This window comes from Prosthecobacter fluviatilis (genome assembly GCF_055388355.1).
Window position 1 is genome coordinate 6,147,651 of the sequence record NZ_AP043782.1, and the last position, 19,832, is coordinate 6,167,482.

The following is a 19,832-nucleotide window of genomic DNA, read 5'->3' on the forward strand; positions in this document are numbered from 1 at the left end:
GCATGGCTCCTGCTTTCCCCCTGTTTTTCCAATCCATTCGACACGTGAAGACCCCGCTCCTGACCTGCCTGCTTGCCTTTGGCTGCCATGCTGCATTGACCGCCCAGCAGCTCAAGGCACCGGACTCCCTCCGGCCTAGCACGGCACCGGTGCTGCCTCCCGCCGCGGCTCCGGCCACGACGCCTGCCACGACGCCCGCTACCACTGAAATCGACAAGCTCGCGGAGGAGGCCCAGAAAGCGCTCTTCAAGTCCGTGGACAAAGCCGGTGGCGCAGCCGCCACCACTCCTGGCAAGACAGACGGCGTGCAGTACACCCCCTACGCCCCTACCACCAACTCCATGCGCCTGCCTGCCCAGCGGATGGAAGACCCCTCCCTCTGGGCCAAGGATTCCGTGCGCAAGATTGCCGTCATGGAAGTGGCGTTTGGCGGCGCGCGTGAGACCGTCATGATCGAGCTCTATCCAAACGACGCACCGCAGACGGTGAACCATTTCATCGACCTTTGCGACAGCGGCTTCTACAACGGCCTGGCCTTCCACCGCGCCATTGAAAACTTCCTGGTGCAGACTGGCGATCCGCTGACGGCGGACGAGTCCGCACGGCTCAAATGGGGCACTGGCGGCGAGGACAAAACCATCCCGGCCGAGATCAAGCTCCCGCACCGCGTCGGAGCCGTGGCCATGGCCCGCCGCTCGGACAAGGTCAACCCAGAGCGCCGCTCCAACGGCTCGCAGTTTTACGTGGCCCTGGGCAACTACAGTGCACTCGAAGGCAAGTACACCGTCTTTGGCCAGGTGGTCTCCGGCCTCGAAACCTTTCAGCGCATCTCCATCATGCCGGTGGACGCCAATGACTGCCCCGTGGCACGCATCGAGATCAAGTCCATGAAGGTCATCACGCAAAAGGGCCCCATGCAGGTGCCGGCCATCTCCAGCGGGGAAGGCCGCCGCTTCATGAAGCCAGACGCGGCACGCAGCATGGTGAGCCGCTTCTTCCACCGAGTGTGGTAAAAGACCGGCGCAGGCCGGGCTGGCGCGCTTGAAGCAGCAGCGCGCGCGGCCGCTTCGGCTGACATCTTTCCGCCACGCGCCATTGAAAACGAGCCTGGGCAGGCTTTTGCACGCTTAGCGTGGTGCTCCGGTCGTAGGTTGGCCGTGTTTGGTGCCGCAACCGCTTCTTTGCTCCACCGCTCCCTCCGCCAAACCGTCCGACCACAGCGCGCGCCGATGTTTGCGGAACGCTGATGGGTGCATGGGCAGGACCTCTCCGGTGCTTTTGGCAGCGCATCGCGGCAGCCAGAGGCCGCGCTCACGCATTCACCTGGCAGCCAGCTCGTAGCACACGGCCTCGCGGTCATTGCGCACCAGCAGCCAGCGTCCGGCGAGCGTGGGCGGGTTCCACGTCTTGCTGCTCAGCGCCTGCAGCCTGGACACTTCCTCCAGTTTGGCGGGACTGGCCTTCACCAGGGCCACCTGACCCTTTTCCGCCTGCACCAGCAGCCACTGGTCTCCCAGCTTGATCTGCTGGCCAAAGCCGTAGCGTCCTTCGCGCCACACGCGCTCGCCGGTGGCCAGATCCACGCAGCAGAGGGTGCCCTCGTCCAGCGCGTAGGCATGGCTGCCGAGGACGCTGGGGCTGCTGAACTTCGTGCGCGGCGCGCTGCTGCTCCACACGGAGGAGACGCTCATCTTGCCTGCGGCATCCGCCTTGATCTCCAGCAGGTTGCTTTTCAGCCCGTAGCTGGTGGTCACGAGGATGCGCTCGGGCGTCACCTGCACGGGCTGGCAGACTTTGGGAAACATGCCCGGCCAGTCAAACGACCACAGCACCGCGCCCGTGGCGGGATCGTGTCCGGTCACGGAGTTGGCGTTTACGCTCACGATCTGCTCGCGCCTGGCCACGGTGGCCAGCACAGGAGAGCTATAGCTGCCACCGTCTGCACCCGCTTTCCACACAAGCTGCCCGTCCGCGATGCGGTAGGCCGCGAGGGTGATGCCCTTGTCGCCACCGCTGACGATCACGTGTTCCCCCACGATGAGCGGGGAGGTGCTCTTGCCCCATTCGGGGGACTTGGTGCTCTCGCAGTCCTTCAGCACGTCCTTGCTCCAGCGTGGTTTTCCGGTGGCCAGGTCCAGGCAGTTCAGCAGGCCCCGGGCACCGAGCGCCAGCACCGCATTATGTGCCACATCCACCGTGGGCGTGGCACGGGGGCCTATGCCGCCCATGGGCTCGTCAAAGCGTGCCATGTCCGCATGGGCCCAGAGCAGCTTTCCGGTGGCCAGGTCATAGCAGGTCACATACTCCTCCTCGCCGCGCTGCTCCTGCGTCAGGGCGCGTCCGCCCGCCACAGAAAAGCCCGCCCAGCCATCACCCACCTTGATGCGCCAGACCTCGCGCGGCGGATGTGCCGCCCAGTCCGTCTGCCAGTTGGGCTCGGGGTAGGCGCCGTCTCCTTTCAGGCCAAAGAAGCGCGGCATGTCTGCTGCACCCGCCGGCATGGGAGAGGGGGCCGTGCCTGCGTCTGCCGCAGCCGCTTTCAAGGCGGGCAGAGCTTCCGGCTTCTGCCAGCGCCAGGTCAGGCTGGGCATGGCCGAGCCGTCTGCGCTGCCGTCATAGCGGATCGCGTATTTGAACAAGCCCCAGATGCAGGCGATGCCGAGCGCGAAGACGCCCAGGCGCCGGAGCCGCACGCCTTTCTTGTGCAGCGCCCACCACAGGCTCATGAGCAGCAGCCAAAGCGGGAGCAGCAGCATGATGCTGGCGGCGCGGAAGGTATGATCGGTGCTCCACATCCAGGTGAAAACGCCGCCCACCAGCAAGGTGAGAACGAGGGGAAATTTGGGAATCATGGGAAAAGGGTGCGCTGCATTCTACGTCTGCCGCAGGTCGGAGGAAATGGCTGGCATTATCTGACGTATGTCTCATCCTCGCCCACTTCCAACCCACGTTCATGAAACATCTTTTTCTCTCCCTCCTTGCCGCATCCGGTCTCATGGCTGCTGACCACGTCGTCTATGAACCCGCCGGCACGACCAAAGGAAAGCACATCGTGCTGCTCTCCGGAGACGAGGAATACCGCAGCGAGGAGGCCATGCCCATGCTGGGCAAGCTCCTGAGCCAGCGCCACGGCTTCAAATGCACCGTGCTCTTCAGCCTGGGCGCAGATGGCACCATCGACCCCAAGAACGGTGCCAGCCTGACGCACCCGGAGGCGCTGGACAGTGCCGATGCCATCGTGATGCTGCTGCGCTTCCGCCACTGGGACGAGGCCACCACCAGGAAATTTGAGGCTGCGGTGAACCGTGGCGTGCCCATCGTGGCCCTGCGCACCAGCACGCACGCCTTCAGCGGCTATCCCAAGGACAGCCCCTATGCCTCCTGGAATTGGAACAGCAACGGCGGCTGGGGCAAAAAAGTCCTCGGCGAGACCTGGGTCAGCCACTGGGGCAAGCACAAGGTGGAGGCCACCAAAGGCGTCATCGAGGCCGCCAACGCCAACCACCCCGTGCTGCGCGGCGTGAGCGATCTCTTTGCCAACACCGACGTGTATGAGGCCGCCCCGCCCGCCGATGCCGTCGTGCTGGTGCGCGGCCAGATCCTCCAGGGTATGACGCCCGACACCGCCCCCGCCACCTACCGCAAAGCCACCGCCGCCAAGGTGGAGCAGGACGTGAACAGTCCCATGATGCCCGTGGCCTGGCTGCGTGTGGTGAAGAATGACGCCGGCACCGAAAACAAGATCCTCGCCTCCACCATGGGCGCCGCCACCGACCTGACCAACGAAGGCCTCCGTCGCCTGGTCGTCAATGGCCTGCACTGGGGGCTCGGCCTCGAAGTGCCTGAAAAGGCGGACGTCACCCCCGTGGGCGACTACAAGCCCACGATGTACGGCTTCGGCGAGTTCCAAAAAGGGCTCAAGCCGGATGACTTCGTGCTGGTGAAGTAATCCCCCGGAGTATTGGAAAAAGGGTCTGTACTTCTGTCTCAGCGAGGGCTGTTCTCGCACAGGTGAACGACACGGCGCCCTGGCCGTAGGTCGGTCGTGTTTGGCGTCCCAGGCAACCTCACATTCCATCGGACTCTCCGCCAAACCGGCCCGCTGCGAGGACGTGCGCACGCCCCTGTGCCTGCCGTACGCTGATGGATGCACGGGCTGGCGGGGACGCTTCGAAATGCAGTACCGCAAGCGGGATGCAGTACTTTGATGATGGGGGTTGGGTATATTTTTGCCACAGTTCTGGAATTGATTCTGCTGATGTCCTTGGCATCATTCTGCTCCATGATTCTCAGAATTCTTCCTGTCCTCGCGCTCCTGGGTCTTGCCCAGTGTAACAAAAATACTGAACCAGCTGCTGCGGCAGGCAGTCCCGGGCTCACGCTCGTTTCTATGGGCGGCTCGCCGCATTTCCAGGCGGTGGCCTCCAGGCTGGAGGTGGGCGGGGCCTCCTTCACGTATGGGGAGGAGGAAAATGTGGCCGGGCTGCTGGGCGCCTTTATGGAGGAGGCCTTCAAGAAGATGCCTGCCGAGGAAAAGGCCAAGCTGCCGCCGAATTTTTCCTTTCAGAGGATGATGGCGCTGACCGGCTTTTACTCCATCAAGGCCAGCGGGACGAGCTCGCGCAAGGTGTCTGAGGGCCTGAATCACCACCGCAGCTTTGCCTACACGCCCGAAGGCCGGAAAGGCTTTCTTACGCTGAGCGGAGGACCGGCGGAGCCCCTGCTGACCCCCGCCCTGGCCCCGCAGGACACGGATCTCGCGCTGGAGTTTCCGTTGCATCTGAAGGATCTCATGGCTGAGGCCTGGCCGGTGATTCTGGAATCTTCCCCGAAGGAGCAGCGGGCCATGATCGAGGCGATGGCCTCCGCCCGGCAGCCGATGCTGGGCATGTCCTACCGCGAGATGCTGGAAAAGCTCTCCGTGCGGGTGGCCCTCTTTGCCACGCTGGTGCCTGAGCAGACGTTTTCCGCACCGGGCTCGGCGGTGACCTTTCCGGGGGTGAACGCCGCCATCGTGATCGACAAGCTGGGCTGGATCAAAGACGTGCTCAAAACACAGGTGCTGCCGATGTTTCAGGCGCCGGGCTCGCCGGTGGAAGTGCAGGAGGTCAACGGTGCCGTGGTGGGTCGCTTTCGCGGACCCATGGGGCCGCCACCGATGGACTTCCAGCCCATCTTTACGCTGGATGCGGCAGGTGACCGCCTCATCATCGCGACACGTCCGGCCTACCATGACGCCGTGATGGCCAAGGATGCCAAGCTCAGCAGCCAGCCAGATTTTGCCCGGGTGTGGCAGGGCATGCCAGCGGAAGGCAACGGCGGCATGTTTCTCTCCAAGCGCCTGATGGTGACCCTGATCGATGTCCTGAAGACCGAGGCTGCAGCCTCCCTCGCCAAATCCACAGACAAGGACAAGTCGGCCAATGAAATGGCGGTGTCTCTGATCAACATGATCTCCAGCCATGCGCGCTATCCGCAGGCCTTTTGCTACGCCAATCTGCCGGATGGCGTCCTGAACGTCAGCAACAGCAGCATTCCCGCGATGAACCCCGGATCACTCTCCAGCATCACCTCCCTGGCGGTGATCTCCTCGCTGGTCGTCCCGGCGCTGAGCACCGTACAGCAGCGTGGTGCCGAGGCGAAAACGCTTAGCAACGGCCGTCAGGTGCTCCTCGCGCTGAAGTCGTATGCCGCAGGGCACGGCGGCAAGTACCCCGCCAAGCTGCAGGAACTGATCGACTCCGGCGCCCTCACCAAACCCGAGCTGCTCACGCTGGCCGCCAAGCCGGGCGAGGAACCCCAGCCCTGGCTCTACGACAGCACACTGACTCCGGACTCGCCGCGCATCAGCATCGTGCTGGCGGCTCCTTTCACCAGCAAAGGCGCCGGTGGCAAGGAGACGCGCGTGGTCATCCGCAACGACGGCCGCGCCGAGATGCTGCCGGAGGATGACTTTCAGCGCGTCAAAGATTTCTACCTGCGCTGAGTGCGCATGAGCTTGGCCGGGGCAGGCAGGGGATTTTGATTCACCTGCCTGCTTCACTTTTCCAAAACGAATTTGGAAATTCGTTTTACGCCAGCAGGTCTCTGAGCACGCGGCCGTGCACATCCGTGAGGCGGAAGTCGCGGCCTTCGGCGCGGTAGGTGAGGCGCTCGTGGTCGATGCCGAGGAGGTGCAGCAGCGTGGCATTCAGGTCATGCACATGCACAGGGTGGCGGGCGATGTTGAAGCAGAAGTCGTCGGTCTCGCCGTATTGCAAGCCGGGCTTCACACCGCCCCCGGCCAGCCACATGGTGAAGCAGCCGCCATGGTGGTCGCGGCCGTGATTGGTGGGCTCCAGCTTGCCCTGGGAGTAGGTGGTGCGGCCAAACTCGCCGCCCCAGACGATGAGCGTGTCGTCCAGCAGGCCACGCTGCTTGAGGTCGCTGATGAGCGCGGCGCAGGGCTGGTCGATGTCGCGGCATTGGAGACGCAGATCACTGGGCAGATTGTAGTGCTGGTCCCAGCCGCGATGGTAGAGCTGGATGAAGCGCACGCCGCTCTCCGCCATTCGGCGCGCGAGGAGGCAGTTCGCCGCAAAGCTGCCGGGCACGCGTGATTGCGGCCCGTAGGCCTCAAAGGTGGCGGCGCTCTCGTCCTTGAGGCTGATCAGATCCGGCACGCTGCTCTGCATGCGGTAGGCCATTTCATACTGCGAAATGCGCGTGTCGATCTCGGGATCGAGCTGCTGCGTGAGTTGTTTGCGGTTCAGCGCCTGGATGATGTCCAGCTCATCGCGCCGTGTGGCGGCGCTGATGCCGGGAGGGTTGGAGAGATAGAGAACGGGATCGCCGCTGCTGCGGAAGCTCACACCTTGATGATTGGAAGGCAGAAAGCCGGAGCCCCACAGCCGCGCATAGAGCGGATCGGCAGGGCGCGCGGCGCTGCCGCGTGAGATGAGCACCACAAAGGCGGGCAGGCTGGCATTCTCGCTGCCGAGGCCGTAGCTGGCCCACGCGCCAAAGCTCGGGCGCCCGGGCTGCTGGTGGCCCGTCTGCAGCAGCGTCACGCCCGGATCGTGATTGATGGCCTCCGTGTGCATGGAGCGGATGATGCACATCTCATCGGCCACGCGGCCCATGTGCGGCAGCAACTCGCTCATCCATGCGCCGGACTGGCCATGCTGCTGAAAGCGGAACATCGACGCGGTGATGGGCTTGCTCTTCTGCCCGCTGGTCATGCCGGTGAGGCGCTGATCTCCGAGCACGGAGGCGGGGAACTCCTGGCCGTGCAGCTTTTGCAGGCCAGGCTTGTGATCAAACAGATCGAGCTGCGACGGCCCACCGTGCATGAAGAGGTAGATCACGCGCTTGGCCTTGGGCGCGAAATGCGGCGCGGCCAGCGCCTGCCCCTGGCCCAGCAGCGAGGCCAGCGCGGCGGTGCCGATGCCTGAGGAAGCATGGCCAAAAAGCTCACGGCGGGTCATCAGGGCGGCGTTCATCGGCGTGTGATGGTTTCGTCGAGATTGAAAAGCGTGTGCAGCGTCACGGTCCACGCGGCCAGCTCGGCGGGATCGAGCGTTCTGCCAAGAGGCGAGGCACCCACAGCGATCAGTTTCGCAGCGGCCTCGGGCTCGGAGGCAAAGCGTGTGCGTTGTCGGCTCAAAAGACTGCGCAGCAGCTCCAGCTCACCGGCTTCTGGCGCACGGCAGAGTACCCGGCGGAAAGTGAGCGAGAGCTTCTCGGATTCGCCGCCCTGCTGCGCCAGCGACCATGCGGCGAGTGCGCGCGAGGCTTCGATGTAGGTCTCGTCATTCAGCAGCACCAGTGACTGCAGCGGCGTGTTGGTGCGGGTGCGGCGCACGGTGCATTTCTCACGCGTGGGTCCGTCAAAGGTGAGCAGGGCAGGGGGAGGCGACTGGCGCTTCCAGAAGGTGTAGAGGCTGCGGCGCCAGAGGCCGTCGCTGCTGTCCGGCACATAGCTCTCTTCGCCATTGTAGGACACGGCTTCCCAGAGGCCAGGCGGCTGGTAAGGCTTCACACTCGGGCCGCCGATCTTCGACACCAGCAGGCCGGAAACGGCGAGCGCCTGATCTCGCACCATCTCGGCGCTGAGGCGGAAGGAGGGGCCGCGTGCCAGCAGGCGGTTAGTGGGATCTTTGGCCGAAAATTGAGAACTCTGGCGGTAGGTGGCGCTCATGACCATGAGCTTGAGCAGGGCTTTCACATCCCAGCCGCTCTGCATGAAGCGCACCGCCAGCCAGTCGAGCAGCTCCGGATGGCTGGGAGCCTCTCCCTGAGAGCCAAAGTCATTCACACTGCGCACCAGCCCTTCGCCAAAGCACTGCATCCACAGCCGGTTCACCGCCACACGCGCGGTGAGAGGATTGTCCTTTGAGACAAGCCAGCGTGCGAATCCGAGGCGGTTGCGCGGTGCGTCCTGCGGCCATTTGGAAAGCGATGCCGGCACTCCGGGCTGCACCTCCTCGGCGGGGTGGTCATACTGTCCGCGTGTGAGCAGATGCGCTGCACGCGGTTTTGGCATCTCCTGCATCACCAGCGTGGTCGGAATGCTTTCGCGCAGCGTGGCCTCGGCGGCCCTGGTGTCATTCAGGCGCTGGTGCGCGGTGCGTGTGCGGGCATCGGCGCGATGCTCCACATGCCAGTCCTGCAGCAGGGTTTTGTCAGCGGCAGGGCGTTTGGCCAAAGGCGTGGCCACGATGCCGCGCAGGCGCTCGCTCCAGAACCACGACTGCACCGCCTCCGGAGTGACTGGCTGCTGCAGCAGACGCAGCTCATCGAGCTGGCCGTAGAAGCCCAGCCCCGCATCGCGCCTGCCGATGCGCAGCGGCTCGGCGCACTGCGTGCTGCCCTTCAGACTGTCGTTCATGACTTTCACCGCCACAGGCTGACCGTCGATGAAGACCCGCATGCCGGCGGCGCGCTTTGAACCATCATGACTCACTACCAGATGATGCCATTTTTTGCCAGTGGCCGGTTCCTGCGTCACGAGCTCGATGGCGTCGGTGCCCCACTGGCTGACGAGATTGATCTGAAAGCGGCCCTTCTGCCAGATGACCTCCAGCCCGCGACGGCGGCCCTCGGGCTCGATCTTGGAGAGCACGCCCGCGAGCGATGTGTCGGCCGAGAGCCACAGGCCGAGCGTCCACGCGGCATCTGTGTCAAAAGCACCGGCCCACTCCACATGCTGCGTTGCGTCAAACTTGGACGACTGGCCGAGGATGCCGCTCTGAAACACGAGGCTGGTGCCGAGGTGACGACCCTCGATCTGCCCCTCAAACGGGAAATGCGCGATCAGCCTGCCTGCCGGTGAGGGCTTCAGCTCTGCCTGCGCCGTTTTTTCCCAGTCTGCAATCTGCTGCTGCAGCGCCTTTGCTAATGGGGTGAAGGCTTCTTCCGCCTGCTGGGTGGCCGTGGTCAGGCGCTGCAGTTCGCGTTCTTGATCCGGGGTGGGAACGCTGAGCAGCGGTGCTGGATTGTCGGTCTTGATGAGGCCGGACTCGGGCAGGTTGTTGAAGAAGGCAAAGAGCTGGTAGAACTCACGCTGCGTGATGGGATCATACTTATGGTCATGGCAGCGTGCGCAGCCGATGGTGAGGCCCATCCACGTAGCAGCGGTGGTTTCCAGGCGGTCGGCCACATACTCCACGCGGTACTCCTCATCGATGATGCCGCTCTCGTTGTTGGCCATGTGATTGCGGTTGAAACCGGTGGCGATGCGCTGCGCCGTGGTCGCATTCGGCAGCAGATCGCCTGCGAGCTGCTCGATGGTGAACTGGTCAAAGGGCAGGTTGCGGTTGTAGGCGTCGATCACCCAGTCCCGCCACGGCCACGTGCTGCGGGTCTTGTCGCCAAAGTAGCCGTTGGTGTCCGCGTAGCGCGCGGCATCCAGCCACTCCACGGCCATGCGCTCGCCGTAATGTTTGGAGGTCAGCAGGCTGTCCACGGCATGCTCGTAGGCTTTGCCGCTGGTGTCGGAGAGAAAGTGTGCCAGCTCCTGCAGCGTGGGCGGCTGGCCGGTGAGGTCCAGGCTCACGCGCCGCAGCAATGTCTCGCGCGTGGCCTCCGGGCTGGGATGCAGCGACTCCTTTTCAAGCCGTGCGAGGATGAAGCGGTCGATCTCATTGCGCGGCCATGCCTTGTCCTGCACCTCCGGCAGCGCGGCACTTCTGGGAGGAATCAGCGACCAGTGCGCTTCGTATTCCGCTCCCTCGGCGATCCAGCGCTGCAGTGTCTGCTTCTCCGCGTCGGTCAGCGAGAGCTTGGAATCCGGCGGCGGCATGAGGTCGTCTGCATCCGTGGTGAGGATGCGCTGCATCACGGCGCTCTGCTCCGGCTTGCCTGGAACGATGGCCTGCGTGCCATCACGGGTGGCGATGGCCACCTCCCGCTGGTCCAGGCGGAGATCGCCCTTGCGCCCCTTTTCATCAAAGCCGTGGCAGCGGAAGCATTTGTTCGAAAGGATGGGGCGGATGTCCTGATTGAAGCGGAGCCTGGGCTCTGTCGCTGCGGAGGCGCACGCTCCACCCACGAGCATCAAGATCGTGAAGTGGATGAAACGCATGCGGCCGATGCCCATGCGAGGAAGACGCTCTGCGGGCGGGGTTTTGTACCGCCGGGGCAAACGAATTTGGAAATTCGTTTTACGCCAGCACTTCCTTCACCACATGGCCGTGCACATCCGTCAGGCGGAAGTCGCGGCCGGCGTGGCGGAAGGTGAGCTTTTCGTGGTCGAGGCCGAGCTGGTGCAGGATGGTGGCGTGCAGGTCGTGCATGTGCACTTTGTCATCCACCGCCATGTGGCCGATGTCGTCAGTCATGCCGTGGGCATAGCCAGGCTTGAAGCCGCCGCCTGCCACCCAGACGGTGAAGCCGAGCGGGTTGTGGTCGCGGCCGGTGCCGTTTTTCTCGGCATACGGAGTGCGGCCAAATTCGCCGCCCCACCACACGATGGTATCCTCCAGAAGCCCGCGTTGTTTGAGATCGTAAAGCAGCCCTGCGATAGGTTTGTCCACGGCGGCGGCGTGGTCGCCATGCTTGGGCAGGTTGGAGTGCTGATCCCAGGCGGGGTTGTTGGAGTTGTCGCCGTAGTTCACCTGGATGTAGCGCACGCCCTGCTCGGCCATGCGGCGGGCCATGAGGCACTGGCGGCCGAAGTTGTCGGTGGGCTTTTCGTTGATGCCGTAGAGCTTGAGCGTGGCCTCCGACTCACCACCGATGTCCATGGCGCCGGGGGCGTTGTTCTGCATGCGCCACGCCAGTTCGTAGCTGCGGATCACGGCGTCGATGTCCGTGTCTCCGGGCATGGCGCGGGCGGCCTGCTCGCCATTCAGCGCGCTGAGGAGGCCGAACTGCTTGCGCTGCTGCTCAGGCGTCCAGATGGCGTTGGTGATGTTCTTGATGGTCGATTCCTTCGCGGGCTGGCCGGAGCGGCCCACGGGAGTGCCCTGGAAGACGGCGGGCAGGAAGGCATTGCCGTAATTGCGCGGACCACCGTTGCCGAGGCTCGGGCTGATCGTCATGAAGCCCGGGAGGTTTTCGTTTTCAGCGCCCAGGCCGTACATCACCCAGGAGCCCATGCTCGGGCGGATGTTGCTGGTGGTGCCGGTGTGCATGAAGAGGGTGGCGGGGCCGTGAGCCACGCCCTCCGTGTGCATGCCGTGGAGAAAGCAGAGGTCGTCCACATGCTGGTTGATGTGGGGAAAGAGATTGGAGGCCCAGCGGCCGGTTTCACCGTGCTGCTTGAAGTCCCAGAGCGGCTTCATCACCCGCTGCAGCGCGCCTTTGCCGGTCTTGGCGACGGAGCGGGAATCCGCCACCTCGATGATCTTGCCGTCGTCTTTGAAGAGGCGCGGCTTGTAGTCATAGGAGTCCACGTGGCTCACCCCGCCCTGCATGAAGAGAAAGATGACGCGCTTGGCCTTGGGCTGATGGTGCGGCTTTTTGATCGCGAGCGGGTTTGCCAGCGCCGCCTGACTCTGCGCCATGGCCTGCCAGGCCAGGTAGCCAAAGCCACAGCCAGTGGTCTGAAGAAAATCGCGCCGTGAAGAGAACATGCTGCCTTAACGTCGGCGGGGAGGGGGATTCTTCACGAGGGCACAAAAAAGCGGCACCCGCAAAGGTGCCGCCTCGTGATTGCTCTGGGGCTGTATTACAGCATGGAGGCCACGAAGGAGCGCTCATCGACGAGCTCCTTGTTGGTGGCGGCGATCTTGGACTTGGCGAAGTCGTCCATTTCGTAGCTGGTGATGACCTCGTAGGCACCCGGGGTGGTGGTGCGCACAGGCATGCCGGCCCAAACTTCAGGATCGAAGCCATAGAGGCCGTTGCTCTTCACCGCGATGGAATGGATCGCACCTGGGGTGACGAGGGAGCGGACGTGATCGACGAGGGCGTTCGCAGCGGAGGCGGCGGAGGAGGCGCCACGGGCGGCGATGATGGCCGCACCACGCTTGCCAACGGTTTCAAGGAAAGGACCTTCCAGCCAGGCCTTGTCATTGATGACGTCGGCGGCTGCCTTGCCACCGATCGTGGCGTGGGCAAAGGAGGGGAACATCGTCGGGCTGTGGTTGCCGTAGATGAAGATGTCCTTCACCTCCGTGAGGTCCACACCGGCCTTCTGGGCCAGCTGGGTCTGGGCGCGGTTCTGGTCCAGGCGCACCATGGCGGTGAAGCGGTCCGGCGTCAGGCGCTTGGCCTGGGAGGCGGCGATCATGCAGTTCGTGTTGGCGGGGTTGCCCACCACAGCCACACGGGCGTCGTCGGCAGCCACGGCGTCGATGATCTTGCCCTGCTCGATGAAGATTTTGCCGTTGTCCTTGAGGAGGTCGGCGCGCTCCATGCCGGGACCGCGGGGCTTGGCACCCACGAGGAGGCACCAGTTGGCGTCCTTGAAGCCCACGCTGGCGTCGGAGGTCTGCACGATGCCCTTCAGGAGGGGGAAGGCGCAGTCATCCAGCTCCATGGCCACGCCGGCGAGGGCGGCCAGCGGCTTCTCAAAGGGAGCCTCAATGAGCTGGAGGATCACCGGCTGGTCCGGGCCAAACATGGCTCCGGAGGCGATGCGGAAAAGGAGGGCGTAACCGATTTGACCGGCGGCGCCGGTGACTGCGACTTTGATGGGTGCTTTGGCCATGGATGATTGGGGATGGGAGAGTCACAAGAGCAAGATGCGGCGGGAGGGCAACTGCGGGCTGAGAATCATGGCAGAAAATGCTTGGGCGGAAGACGGAGTCCTGTTATAAATTCGATTTTTCCTAACTTTGATGCTCCTGCAGCCTTTCCCGAAACATCCTGAATCCGTGTTGCCATGCCGCCTGCTCACTCGCGGTGCTGCTGCGTGTTTGATGATTATTTTAGGTGGAAACGCGGTCATGCCTGCCAGCGCGCAATCAGTCTCGGCCATGGCCCAGGCAGAGGCGCGCCGCCGGGCGATTCAGGTGAACACCCTGAACACCGAAATCGAGCGCGGTTATCAGCTGATCGATCAGGAAAAGGCGGCCGAAGCTCTGACCGTTTTTGAAGAGTCCTACAAGGCGCTGCCCAATATCCCGCTCGCCCAGGAATCACGCATGGCCGCACGCAACGGCTGTGTGGTGGCTGGCTGCCTGGTGGCCCAGGAACTGGCCGCCAAGGGAGACCTGGCCGCCGCCGGCAAGGTGCTCGACAAGCTGCTGGCACCCGAGGTCGCGCCCAAAGATGAACGTGTGCTCTCTCTCAAGACACGCCTCGCAGACCCGGATCGCTTCCCGCCTGCCCTGACGGCAAAGCATGTGGACAACGTGGGTGCGGTGCAGGCGATGCTGCTCAAGGCCGGCTCGTTCCTTCAGCTGGGAGACCTGGACAAGGCCATTGCCACTTACCAGGATGTTCTGCGAATCGACTCCACCAACAGCGCCGCCCGGCGCGGCATGGAAACTGCCGAGCAGGAAAAGCAAAAATACTACAGGAGCGCCTACAATCATCAGCGTTCCAAGATGCTCAACCAGGTGACCCAGACATGGGAAGACCCTGTGCCTCTCACACACCTGGACCGCAGCTCTCTGTTTGGGGCCGGCTCGGCCTCCCTCGCCAATCAGCAGACTGGCAGCGACAGGATCAGGCAGAAGCTGCGCTCCATCACCTTTCCCAAGGTCGAATTTGACGGTGCCACCCTTGAAGAAGTTGTCGAGCTGCTGCGTGTCCGCAGCCGTGACCTGGACCCCGAGGGCAGGGGGATCAGCTTTGTCGTCAGTGTGCCGTCTGAGGCCCGCAGCAAAACCGTCAGCCTGAATCTCCTCAAGGTCCCCATGGAGGAGCTGCTGCGCTACGTCAGCGAGATGTGCGATGTCTCCTACAAGGTGGACGAACACGCCGTTACGTTTGTCTCCCTCAGCGAGCGCAACAGCGCGATCGTCACCCGCTCCTTCCGGGTGCCGCCTGACTTTATTCAGAACGCTCCCGGCGGCGACCCCGGAGCTGCACCGCCGACAGATCCTTTTGCCAGCCAAGCTCCGGCCGGTGGCGGTGGTGGCGGTCTCATCATCCGCCGCCTTGGGGCGAAAGAGTTCCTCGAAACACGCGGGGTGACCTTCCCTGAGGGCACCAGCGCCAGCTACAATGCGTCCAACAACACGCTGACGGTTCGCAACACCATCGCCAACATGGAGACGGTGGAAATGATCGTCGAAGAAGCGACCAAGGCTTCGCCAAAAATGGCCGTCATCCATGTGCGCATGCTGGAGGTCAATCAGAAGAACCTTGAGGAGCTGGGGTTTGACTGGCTCATGGGTGCAGCAGGGACCAATGGCAACGTCTTCATCGGCGGGGGCAGTGCCGGAAATGGCACCCCCACCGTGCCGGGCAACTATCCTTTCAACACCCCCTATGTCGTTCCCGCACTCACGGTGGGTGGTGAGCAGGTGTTTCCCTCCCTTCCAGCCTCCGGAGCATTTGCCGGACCCGTACCGGAAGGCACCACGGCGCCATTCCCCTACGGTGGCGGGCCCATCACCGCAGGCCTTCGCTCCGGTGACTTCGCGACTACGGCAAACTCTCTTGACAATCTGCTCCAGACGGGGTCGGTCACTGCAACCAAAAATGTGGCTCCGGGGGCTCTCTCGATTGCCGGGGTGTTCACCAATCCCCAATTTCAGACCGTCCTGCGTGCGCTTGCTCAGAAAAAGGGGGTGGACATCAACGCCTCCCCAAGTGTGACTACCAAAAGCGGCCTGAAGGCTGTCGCTGAGGTGACCCAGGAGTTCATTTATCCCACTGAGTTTGACCCGCCCAGACTGCCGCAGGGTGGTGGCCGTATCCGAATCGGCGGTGCTCAGCCGCAGATGATTGCCACGCCGACCACGCCCACGGCTTTTGAAATGAGAAAAACCGGGGTCCAGGTGGAAGTGGAGCCTGTGATTTCAGAAGATGGCCGCACGGTGGAGCTTACCATTGCACCGGAGCTCACTGAGTTTCAGGGGTTTGTGAATTATGGCTCGCCCATCTATGTGCCTGCCAGCCTGAGTGTGCTGCCTTTCCAGCTCGCCAGCGGCACCACCGGGTATCTTCCTCTGAGCTCGCCAGACGAACTGATCACCCCCAACAAAATTTTGCAGCCGATCTTCAAGGTCCAGAAGGTGAGCACCGCAGTCAAAGTCTATGACGGCGCCACAGTGGTGCTGGGCGGGGTCAAGATTCAGAATCGTACCATGGTCGAGGACAAAGTTCCCATTCTGGGAGATCTGCCCGTCGTGGGTCGGCTGTTCAAGAGCAACACCAAGCAGACGGACACGAAGAATGTCATCATCTTCGTCACCGTGGACGTGGTGGACCCCTCCGGCCGCAAGGTAAGCCGTGACACGGCGGCTGTGGCCCCCTAAAACCTTTCTTCAGGCGCTTCAGGCAGGCGCAGCCTCGGCGGCTGTGATCTGGCCTGCCAGCTCAAAGTCCAGCCGCGTCAGGCCGCCAGCGCTGTGTGTGGTCAGCCGCACCGCGACCTTTTGCCAGCCGACGAGCATGTCCGGGTGGTGGTTCAGGGCCTCGGCCAGCGCTGCGACACGCCTGACGAATTCAATGCCTGCCAGATAGCTTGGAAAGCGAAACTCCCTGACCAGCTCCCTGCCTTCCACCTGCCAGTGGGGCAGAGCGCTCATCTGCTGCAGGACGGCGGATTCGCTTAAAAGCTCTGGCTTCATGGCTGGGACCATCGGACGGCTCAAAACAAGCAGCAAGCATCGGAATTGCTTTCTTTCCTCCTCTGGACTACATACACGGCCCTCTCCCGCCAAAGCCACCTGAATGTCCATCTCCCGCACCCGCAATTTCTCCATCATCGCCCACATTGACCACGGGAAGACCACGCTCTCCGACCGTCTTTTGGAATTCACCCAGACCATCACGGTGCGCCAGCAGCAAGATCAGCTTCTTGACGCGATGGACCTGGAGCGCGAGCGCGGCATCACCATCAAGGCCCACCCGGTGTGCATGAACTACAAGGCGAAGGACGGGCAGATGTACAAGCTCAACCTGCTGGACACCCCCGGGCACGTGGACTTCAGCTATGAGGTCAGCCGCTCGCTCGCCGCCTGTGAGGGGGCTCTCCTCCTCATCGACGCCAGCCAGGGCGTGGAGGCCCAGACCGTGGCGAATCTCAATCTCGCCCTGCAGCAAAACCTGCACGTCATCCCCGTCATTAACAAAGTCGATTTGCCCAGCGCTGACATCGACAAATGCAAACGCCAGCTTGAGGACATTCTCCAGCTCCCCTCGGACGAGGCCGTGCCTGCCAGCGCCAAGATGGGCATCGGCATTCAGGACATTTTGGAAGCCATCGTGGCCTATGTGCCGGCACCTACGGACCCGGGCGACGGCTACCTCCGCGCCTCGGTGTTTGACTCCGTGTTTGACGCTTACCGTGGTGTCGTCAGCTACGTGCGTGTGATGAGCGGCACCATCGTGCGTGGGCAGAAGATCCGCATGATGTCCACCGGTCTGGACTACGAAATCAAGGACGTCGGCATCTTCCGTCCGAAGATGACCACCTGCGAAAAATTGGAGGCCGGTGATGTCGGCTATCTCATTGCGAACGTGAAATCCACGGCGGATGTGAAGATCGGCGACACCATCACCGAGTCCAAAAAGCCCTCTCCGGAGCCGCTGCCCGGCTTCAAGGAAATCCATCCACTGGTCTTCAGTGGCATCTATCCCGTGAGCACGGACGACTTCGAGGCTCTCAAGCTCGCCGTGGGCAAGCTCCAGATCAATGACGCCGCCTTCACCTTCATGGCGGAAAGCTCTGCCGCGCTCGGTTTCGGTTTCCGCTGCGGCTTTCTGGGCCTGCTGCACATGGAGATCGTGCAGGAGCGTTTGCGCCGTGAGTTCGACATGGACGTCATCTCCACCTACCCGTCTGTCATTTATGAGGTCCGCAAGACCGACGGCACCGAGATGGAGGTGGACAATCCCTGCTTCCTCCCCTCCGCGCAGGAGATCGACGAAATCCGCGAGCCGATGGTGAAGGTGAACATCATGATCCCGAATGAGCACATCGGCGACATGATGCAGCTCGTCATGGACAAGCGCGGCGTGGTGAACAACACCGAAACGCTGGACGACCGCCGTGTGCTGCTGCACACCGTGCTGCCGCTGAATGAGATCCTGGTGGACTTCAATGACAAGCTCAAGTCCATCACCCGCGGCTACGGCAGCATGGACTACGAGCACGCCGGCTACGAGCCCGCTGAGCTGGTGAAGATGGACATTCTCATCGCTGGCGACCCCGTGGACGCCTTCTCCTGCATCGTGCACCGCAGCAAGGCCGAAAGCCGCGGCCGCCAGCTCTGCGCCAAGCTCAAGGAGGTCATTCCCCAGCAGCTCTTCGTTGTCGCCATTCAGGCCGCCATCGGTGGCAAGATCATCGCTCGCGAAAGCATCAGCGCCCTGCGCAAGGACGTGACCGCCAAGTGCTACGGCGGTGACATCTCCCGCAAGCGCAAGCTTCTGGACAAGCAGAAGGAAGGTAAGAAAAAGATGAAGGCCATCGGCAAGGTGAACATCCCGCAGGAAGCCTTCATCGAGGTGCTGAAGACGAACTGAGGCGCTTGCGGAGAGGCTGCGAAATCAGCTTCTGCGCCCAGTCCCTCCCCCCTTGAAAAGCCGCTGGCAAGCGCCTGACCCAGCCAATGGGGGCGGGCAAGCCACCCTGTGTTTGGGCGGAATTTTGAGCACTGCTCTGAAAACCATGGAAACGCCGGCTCCGCCTGCGGCGTTTTCTCTCATGTGGCGCAACCAAACAGCCTTTCACCGGCAGACCAGCAGCGGCTCGATGCCTTGCACGAGCGGCTGTGCGAGGCCAGCCTGCGCAATGTGGGGTATCCGACGAATCAGGCGTTTGACTACTCGGAGCTCTTCCGGTTTCTGGAGTTCAGCATCAACAATGTGGGCGACCCTTTTCATCGCACGAACTACCGCCTGAACACCATGGAGTTTGAGCGCGAGGTGCTGGCGGACTTTGCGCGCTTCACCCATGCGCCTGAGGGGGAATGGTGGGGCTATGTGACCAGCGGCGGCACCGAGGGCAACATGTACGGCCTCTATGTGGCAAGGGAGCTGTACCCGGACGGCATCTGCTACTTCAGCGAGGACACACACTACAGCGTGGCCAAGGTGCTGAGGCTGCAGCACACGCGCAACATCATGATCAAAAGCCAGCCGGACGGTCAGATGGACTACACCGACCTGCGTGAGACGCTGCGCATCCACCGCGATGTGCCGCCGATCCTCTTTGCCAACATCGGCACCACCATGAAGGGCGCGGTGGATGATCTGGCAAAGATCCGGGAGATCCTGGAGGATCTCGCCATCGGGAACGCCTACATCCATGCCGATGCCGCGCTCAGCGGTATGATCCTGCCTTTTGTGGATGCGCCGCAGCCGTGGAATTTTGCGCATGGTGCAGACAGCATTTCCATCAGCGGGCACAAGATGCTCGGTGCGCCCGTGCCGTGCGGCGTGGTTCTGGCGCGCAAGGCGTACGTGGACCGCATTGCTCGCTCCATCGAGTACATCGGTGCTTTGGACACCACCATCGCAGGTTCACGCAGCGCCTTTTCACCGCTGCTGCTGTGGCACCGGCTGCGAACGCTCGGAGAGGAGGGGCTGCGGGACATGGTGCAGACCTGCCTCGGCCATGCTGAATACGCCGTGCAGCGTTTTTTCGCGCATGGCATCGAGGCCTGGCGGCATCCGAACTCCGTCACCGTGGTGTTTCCCAAGCCTCCGCCCTCCATGATGGAGAAGTGGATCATCGCCCCGCGCAAAAACATCGGCCACCTGATCGTGATGCCACACGTCACACGGGCCACCATCGACGCCTTTGTGGCAGATTTTGCCGCTGCATTGAAACTCTGCCCCCTGCGCCACCCATGAAACAGCTCACCGTCCTTGTGCCGAACGAGCTCGGCATCGCCGCCAAGCTCACCACCGCTCTGGCCCGCAGCGGCATCAACATCGAGGAGATCGATGTCGAAAGTGTGGAGGACCACGGCATCGTGGTGATGAGCGTGGACCGGTACGACGAGGCGCTGCGTGTGCTAAGCGACGCCGGCTTCCGCGTCATCACCCAGGACACGCTGCTGGTGCGGCTGGAGGACAGGCCGGGGGCGCTTGCCACCGTGGCCCTGAGACTCCGGGATGCCGGGCTGGACCTGCGCTCCATGCACATCCTGCGGCGGGACGCTGCCAGTACCACCGCGAGCCTCGTATGCTCTGACAATGCGCGAGCCGCCGAAGTGCTGCGAGATGTGCTCGTGGTGGAGCCACGAGGCTGAGGCCGTGGCAAATCAGCGCAGAAACGA

Annotated in this window: 13 protein-coding genes; 7 read left to right on the top strand and 6 right to left on the bottom strand. The window is 63.0% G+C overall.

The features are described 5' to 3' along the window. Window positions 1-44: 44 nt before the first annotated feature. A complete protein-coding gene (locus ACZ5WW_RS24085) occupies window positions 45-1,013 on the top strand; it encodes a peptidylprolyl isomerase (RefSeq protein ID WP_377163743.1) in 969 nt (322 codons plus the stop codon). Between the two features lie 306 nt (window positions 1,014-1,319). Here the strand turns inward: ACZ5WW_RS24085 and ACZ5WW_RS24090 are convergent, their stop codons facing one another. After that, window positions 1,320-2,852: an outer membrane protein assembly factor BamB family protein gene (locus ACZ5WW_RS24090; RefSeq protein WP_377163745.1), complete on the bottom strand. Its 1,533-nt coding sequence runs from the start codon at window positions 2,850-2,852 to the stop codon at window positions 1,320-1,322. A 101-nt stretch (window positions 2,853-2,953) separates the two neighbouring features. Between ACZ5WW_RS24090 and ACZ5WW_RS24095 the strand changes: the two genes are divergently transcribed. Further along, window positions 2,954-3,949, top strand: coding sequence for a ThuA domain-containing protein (locus ACZ5WW_RS24095; RefSeq protein WP_377163747.1), 996 nt, complete (start codon window positions 2,954-2,956; stop codon window positions 3,947-3,949). Window positions 3,950-4,390: 441 nt separating this feature from the next. Continuing rightward, on the top strand, window positions 4,391-5,986 hold the full coding sequence (locus tag ACZ5WW_RS24100; RefSeq protein ID WP_464694192.1) for a hypothetical protein: 1,596 nt from the start codon (window positions 4,391-4,393) through the stop codon (window positions 5,984-5,986). Window positions 5,987-6,071: 85 nt separating this feature from the next. Here ACZ5WW_RS24100 and ACZ5WW_RS24105 read toward each other — a convergent pair whose 3' ends face one another. The 4 genes from ACZ5WW_RS24105 to ACZ5WW_RS24120 all read right to left on the bottom strand — a co-directional run bounded on the left by ACZ5WW_RS24105 (window position 6,072) and on the right by ACZ5WW_RS24120 (window position 13,135). Then, window positions 6,072-7,481: a DUF1501 domain-containing protein gene (locus tag ACZ5WW_RS24105; RefSeq protein ID WP_377163751.1), complete on the bottom strand. Its 1,410-nt coding sequence runs from the start codon at window positions 7,479-7,481 to the stop codon at window positions 6,072-6,074. After that, window positions 7,478-10,579 (bottom strand): DUF1553 domain-containing protein, encoded by a 3,102-nt coding sequence (locus tag ACZ5WW_RS24110; protein WP_464694193.1) that lies wholly within the window; start codon window positions 10,577-10,579, stop codon window positions 7,478-7,480. Before ACZ5WW_RS24110 ends, ACZ5WW_RS24105 begins: the two co-directional genes overlap by 4 nt. A 64-nt stretch (window positions 10,580-10,643) precedes the next feature. Then, the gene (locus ACZ5WW_RS24115) at window positions 10,644-12,056 is read right to left on the bottom strand and encodes a DUF1501 domain-containing protein (RefSeq protein ID WP_377163755.1); all 1,413 of its coding nucleotides are present in this window, start codon (window positions 12,054-12,056) and stop codon (window positions 10,644-10,646) included. 95 nt (window positions 12,057-12,151) lie between these two features. Further along, on the bottom strand, window positions 12,152-13,135 hold the full coding sequence (locus ACZ5WW_RS24120) for a malate dehydrogenase (RefSeq protein ID WP_377163757.1): 984 nt from the start codon (window positions 13,133-13,135) through the stop codon (window positions 12,152-12,154). Window positions 13,136-13,346: 211 nt separating this feature from the next. Here ACZ5WW_RS24120 and ACZ5WW_RS24125 point away from each other — a divergent pair, with 211 nt between their 5' ends. Then, window positions 13,347-15,857 carry an Amuc_1098 family type IV pilus outer membrane protein gene (locus ACZ5WW_RS24125; RefSeq protein WP_377163759.1) on the top strand — a complete coding sequence of 837 codons (2,511 nt, stop codon included), beginning with the start codon at window positions 13,347-13,349 and terminating at the stop codon, window positions 15,855-15,857. An 18-nt stretch (window positions 15,858-15,875) separates the two neighbouring features. On the opposite strand, the gene ACZ5WW_RS24130 is transcribed toward ACZ5WW_RS24125, so the two are convergent. Then, complete coding sequence (locus ACZ5WW_RS24130) at window positions 15,876-16,172, bottom strand: 4a-hydroxytetrahydrobiopterin dehydratase (protein WP_377163761.1); 297 nt, start codon at window positions 16,170-16,172, stop codon at window positions 15,876-15,878. Window positions 16,173-16,275: 103 nt separating this feature from the next. Here ACZ5WW_RS24130 and lepA point away from each other — a divergent pair, with 103 nt between their 5' ends. The 3 genes from lepA (at window position 16,276) to ACZ5WW_RS24145 (ending at window position 19,805) form a co-directional block, all read left to right on the top strand. After that, a complete protein-coding gene (lepA, locus tag ACZ5WW_RS24135) occupies window positions 16,276-18,072 on the top strand; it encodes a translation elongation factor 4 (RefSeq protein ID WP_377163763.1) in 1,797 nt (598 codons plus the stop codon). A gap of 183 nt (window positions 18,073-18,255) precedes the next feature. Continuing rightward, window positions 18,256-19,404 (top strand): histidine decarboxylase, encoded by a 1,149-nt coding sequence (locus ACZ5WW_RS24140; RefSeq protein WP_377163765.1) that lies wholly within the window; start codon window positions 18,256-18,258, stop codon window positions 19,402-19,404. After that, entirely contained in the window at window positions 19,401-19,805 is a 405-nt protein-coding gene (locus tag ACZ5WW_RS24145) for an ACT domain-containing protein (protein ID WP_377163767.1), read from the top strand. Before ACZ5WW_RS24140 ends, ACZ5WW_RS24145 begins: the two co-directional genes overlap by 4 nt. The last annotated feature ends 27 nt before the right edge of the window (window positions 19,806-19,832 follow it).

Coding starts and splice junctions, on each gene's coding strand:
- ACZ5WW_RS24090 (WP_377163745.1), bottom strand. CDS start 2,852: ATGATTCCCAAATTTCCCCTCGTTCTCACCTTGCTGGTGGGCGGCGTT.
- ACZ5WW_RS24095 (WP_377163747.1), top strand. CDS start 2,954: ATGAAACATCTTTTTCTCTCCCTCCTTGCCGCATCCGGTCTCATGGCT.
- ACZ5WW_RS24100 (WP_464694192.1), top strand. CDS start 4,391: ATGGGCGGCTCGCCGCATTTCCAGGCGGTGGCCTCCAGGCTGGAGGTG.
- ACZ5WW_RS24105 (WP_377163751.1), bottom strand. CDS start 7,481: ATGAACGCCGCCCTGATGACCCGCCGTGAGCTTTTTGGCCATGCTTCC.
- ACZ5WW_RS24110 (WP_464694193.1), bottom strand. CDS start 10,579: ATGGGCATCGGCCGCATGCGTTTCATCCACTTCACGATCTTGATGCTC.
- ACZ5WW_RS24115 (WP_377163755.1), bottom strand. CDS start 12,056: ATGTTCTCTTCACGGCGCGATTTTCTTCAGACCACTGGCTGTGGCTTT.
- ACZ5WW_RS24120 (WP_377163757.1), bottom strand. CDS start 13,135: ATGGCCAAAGCACCCATCAAAGTCGCAGTCACCGGCGCCGCCGGTCAA.
- ACZ5WW_RS24125 (WP_377163759.1), top strand. CDS start 13,347: ATGATTATTTTAGGTGGAAACGCGGTCATGCCTGCCAGCGCGCAATCA.
- ACZ5WW_RS24130 (WP_377163761.1), bottom strand. CDS start 16,172: ATGAAGCCAGAGCTTTTAAGCGAATCCGCCGTCCTGCAGCAGATGAGC.
- lepA (WP_377163763.1), top strand. CDS start 16,276: ATGTCCATCTCCCGCACCCGCAATTTCTCCATCATCGCCCACATTGAC.
- ACZ5WW_RS24145 (WP_377163767.1), top strand. CDS start 19,401: ATGAAACAGCTCACCGTCCTTGTGCCGAACGAGCTCGGCATCGCCGCC.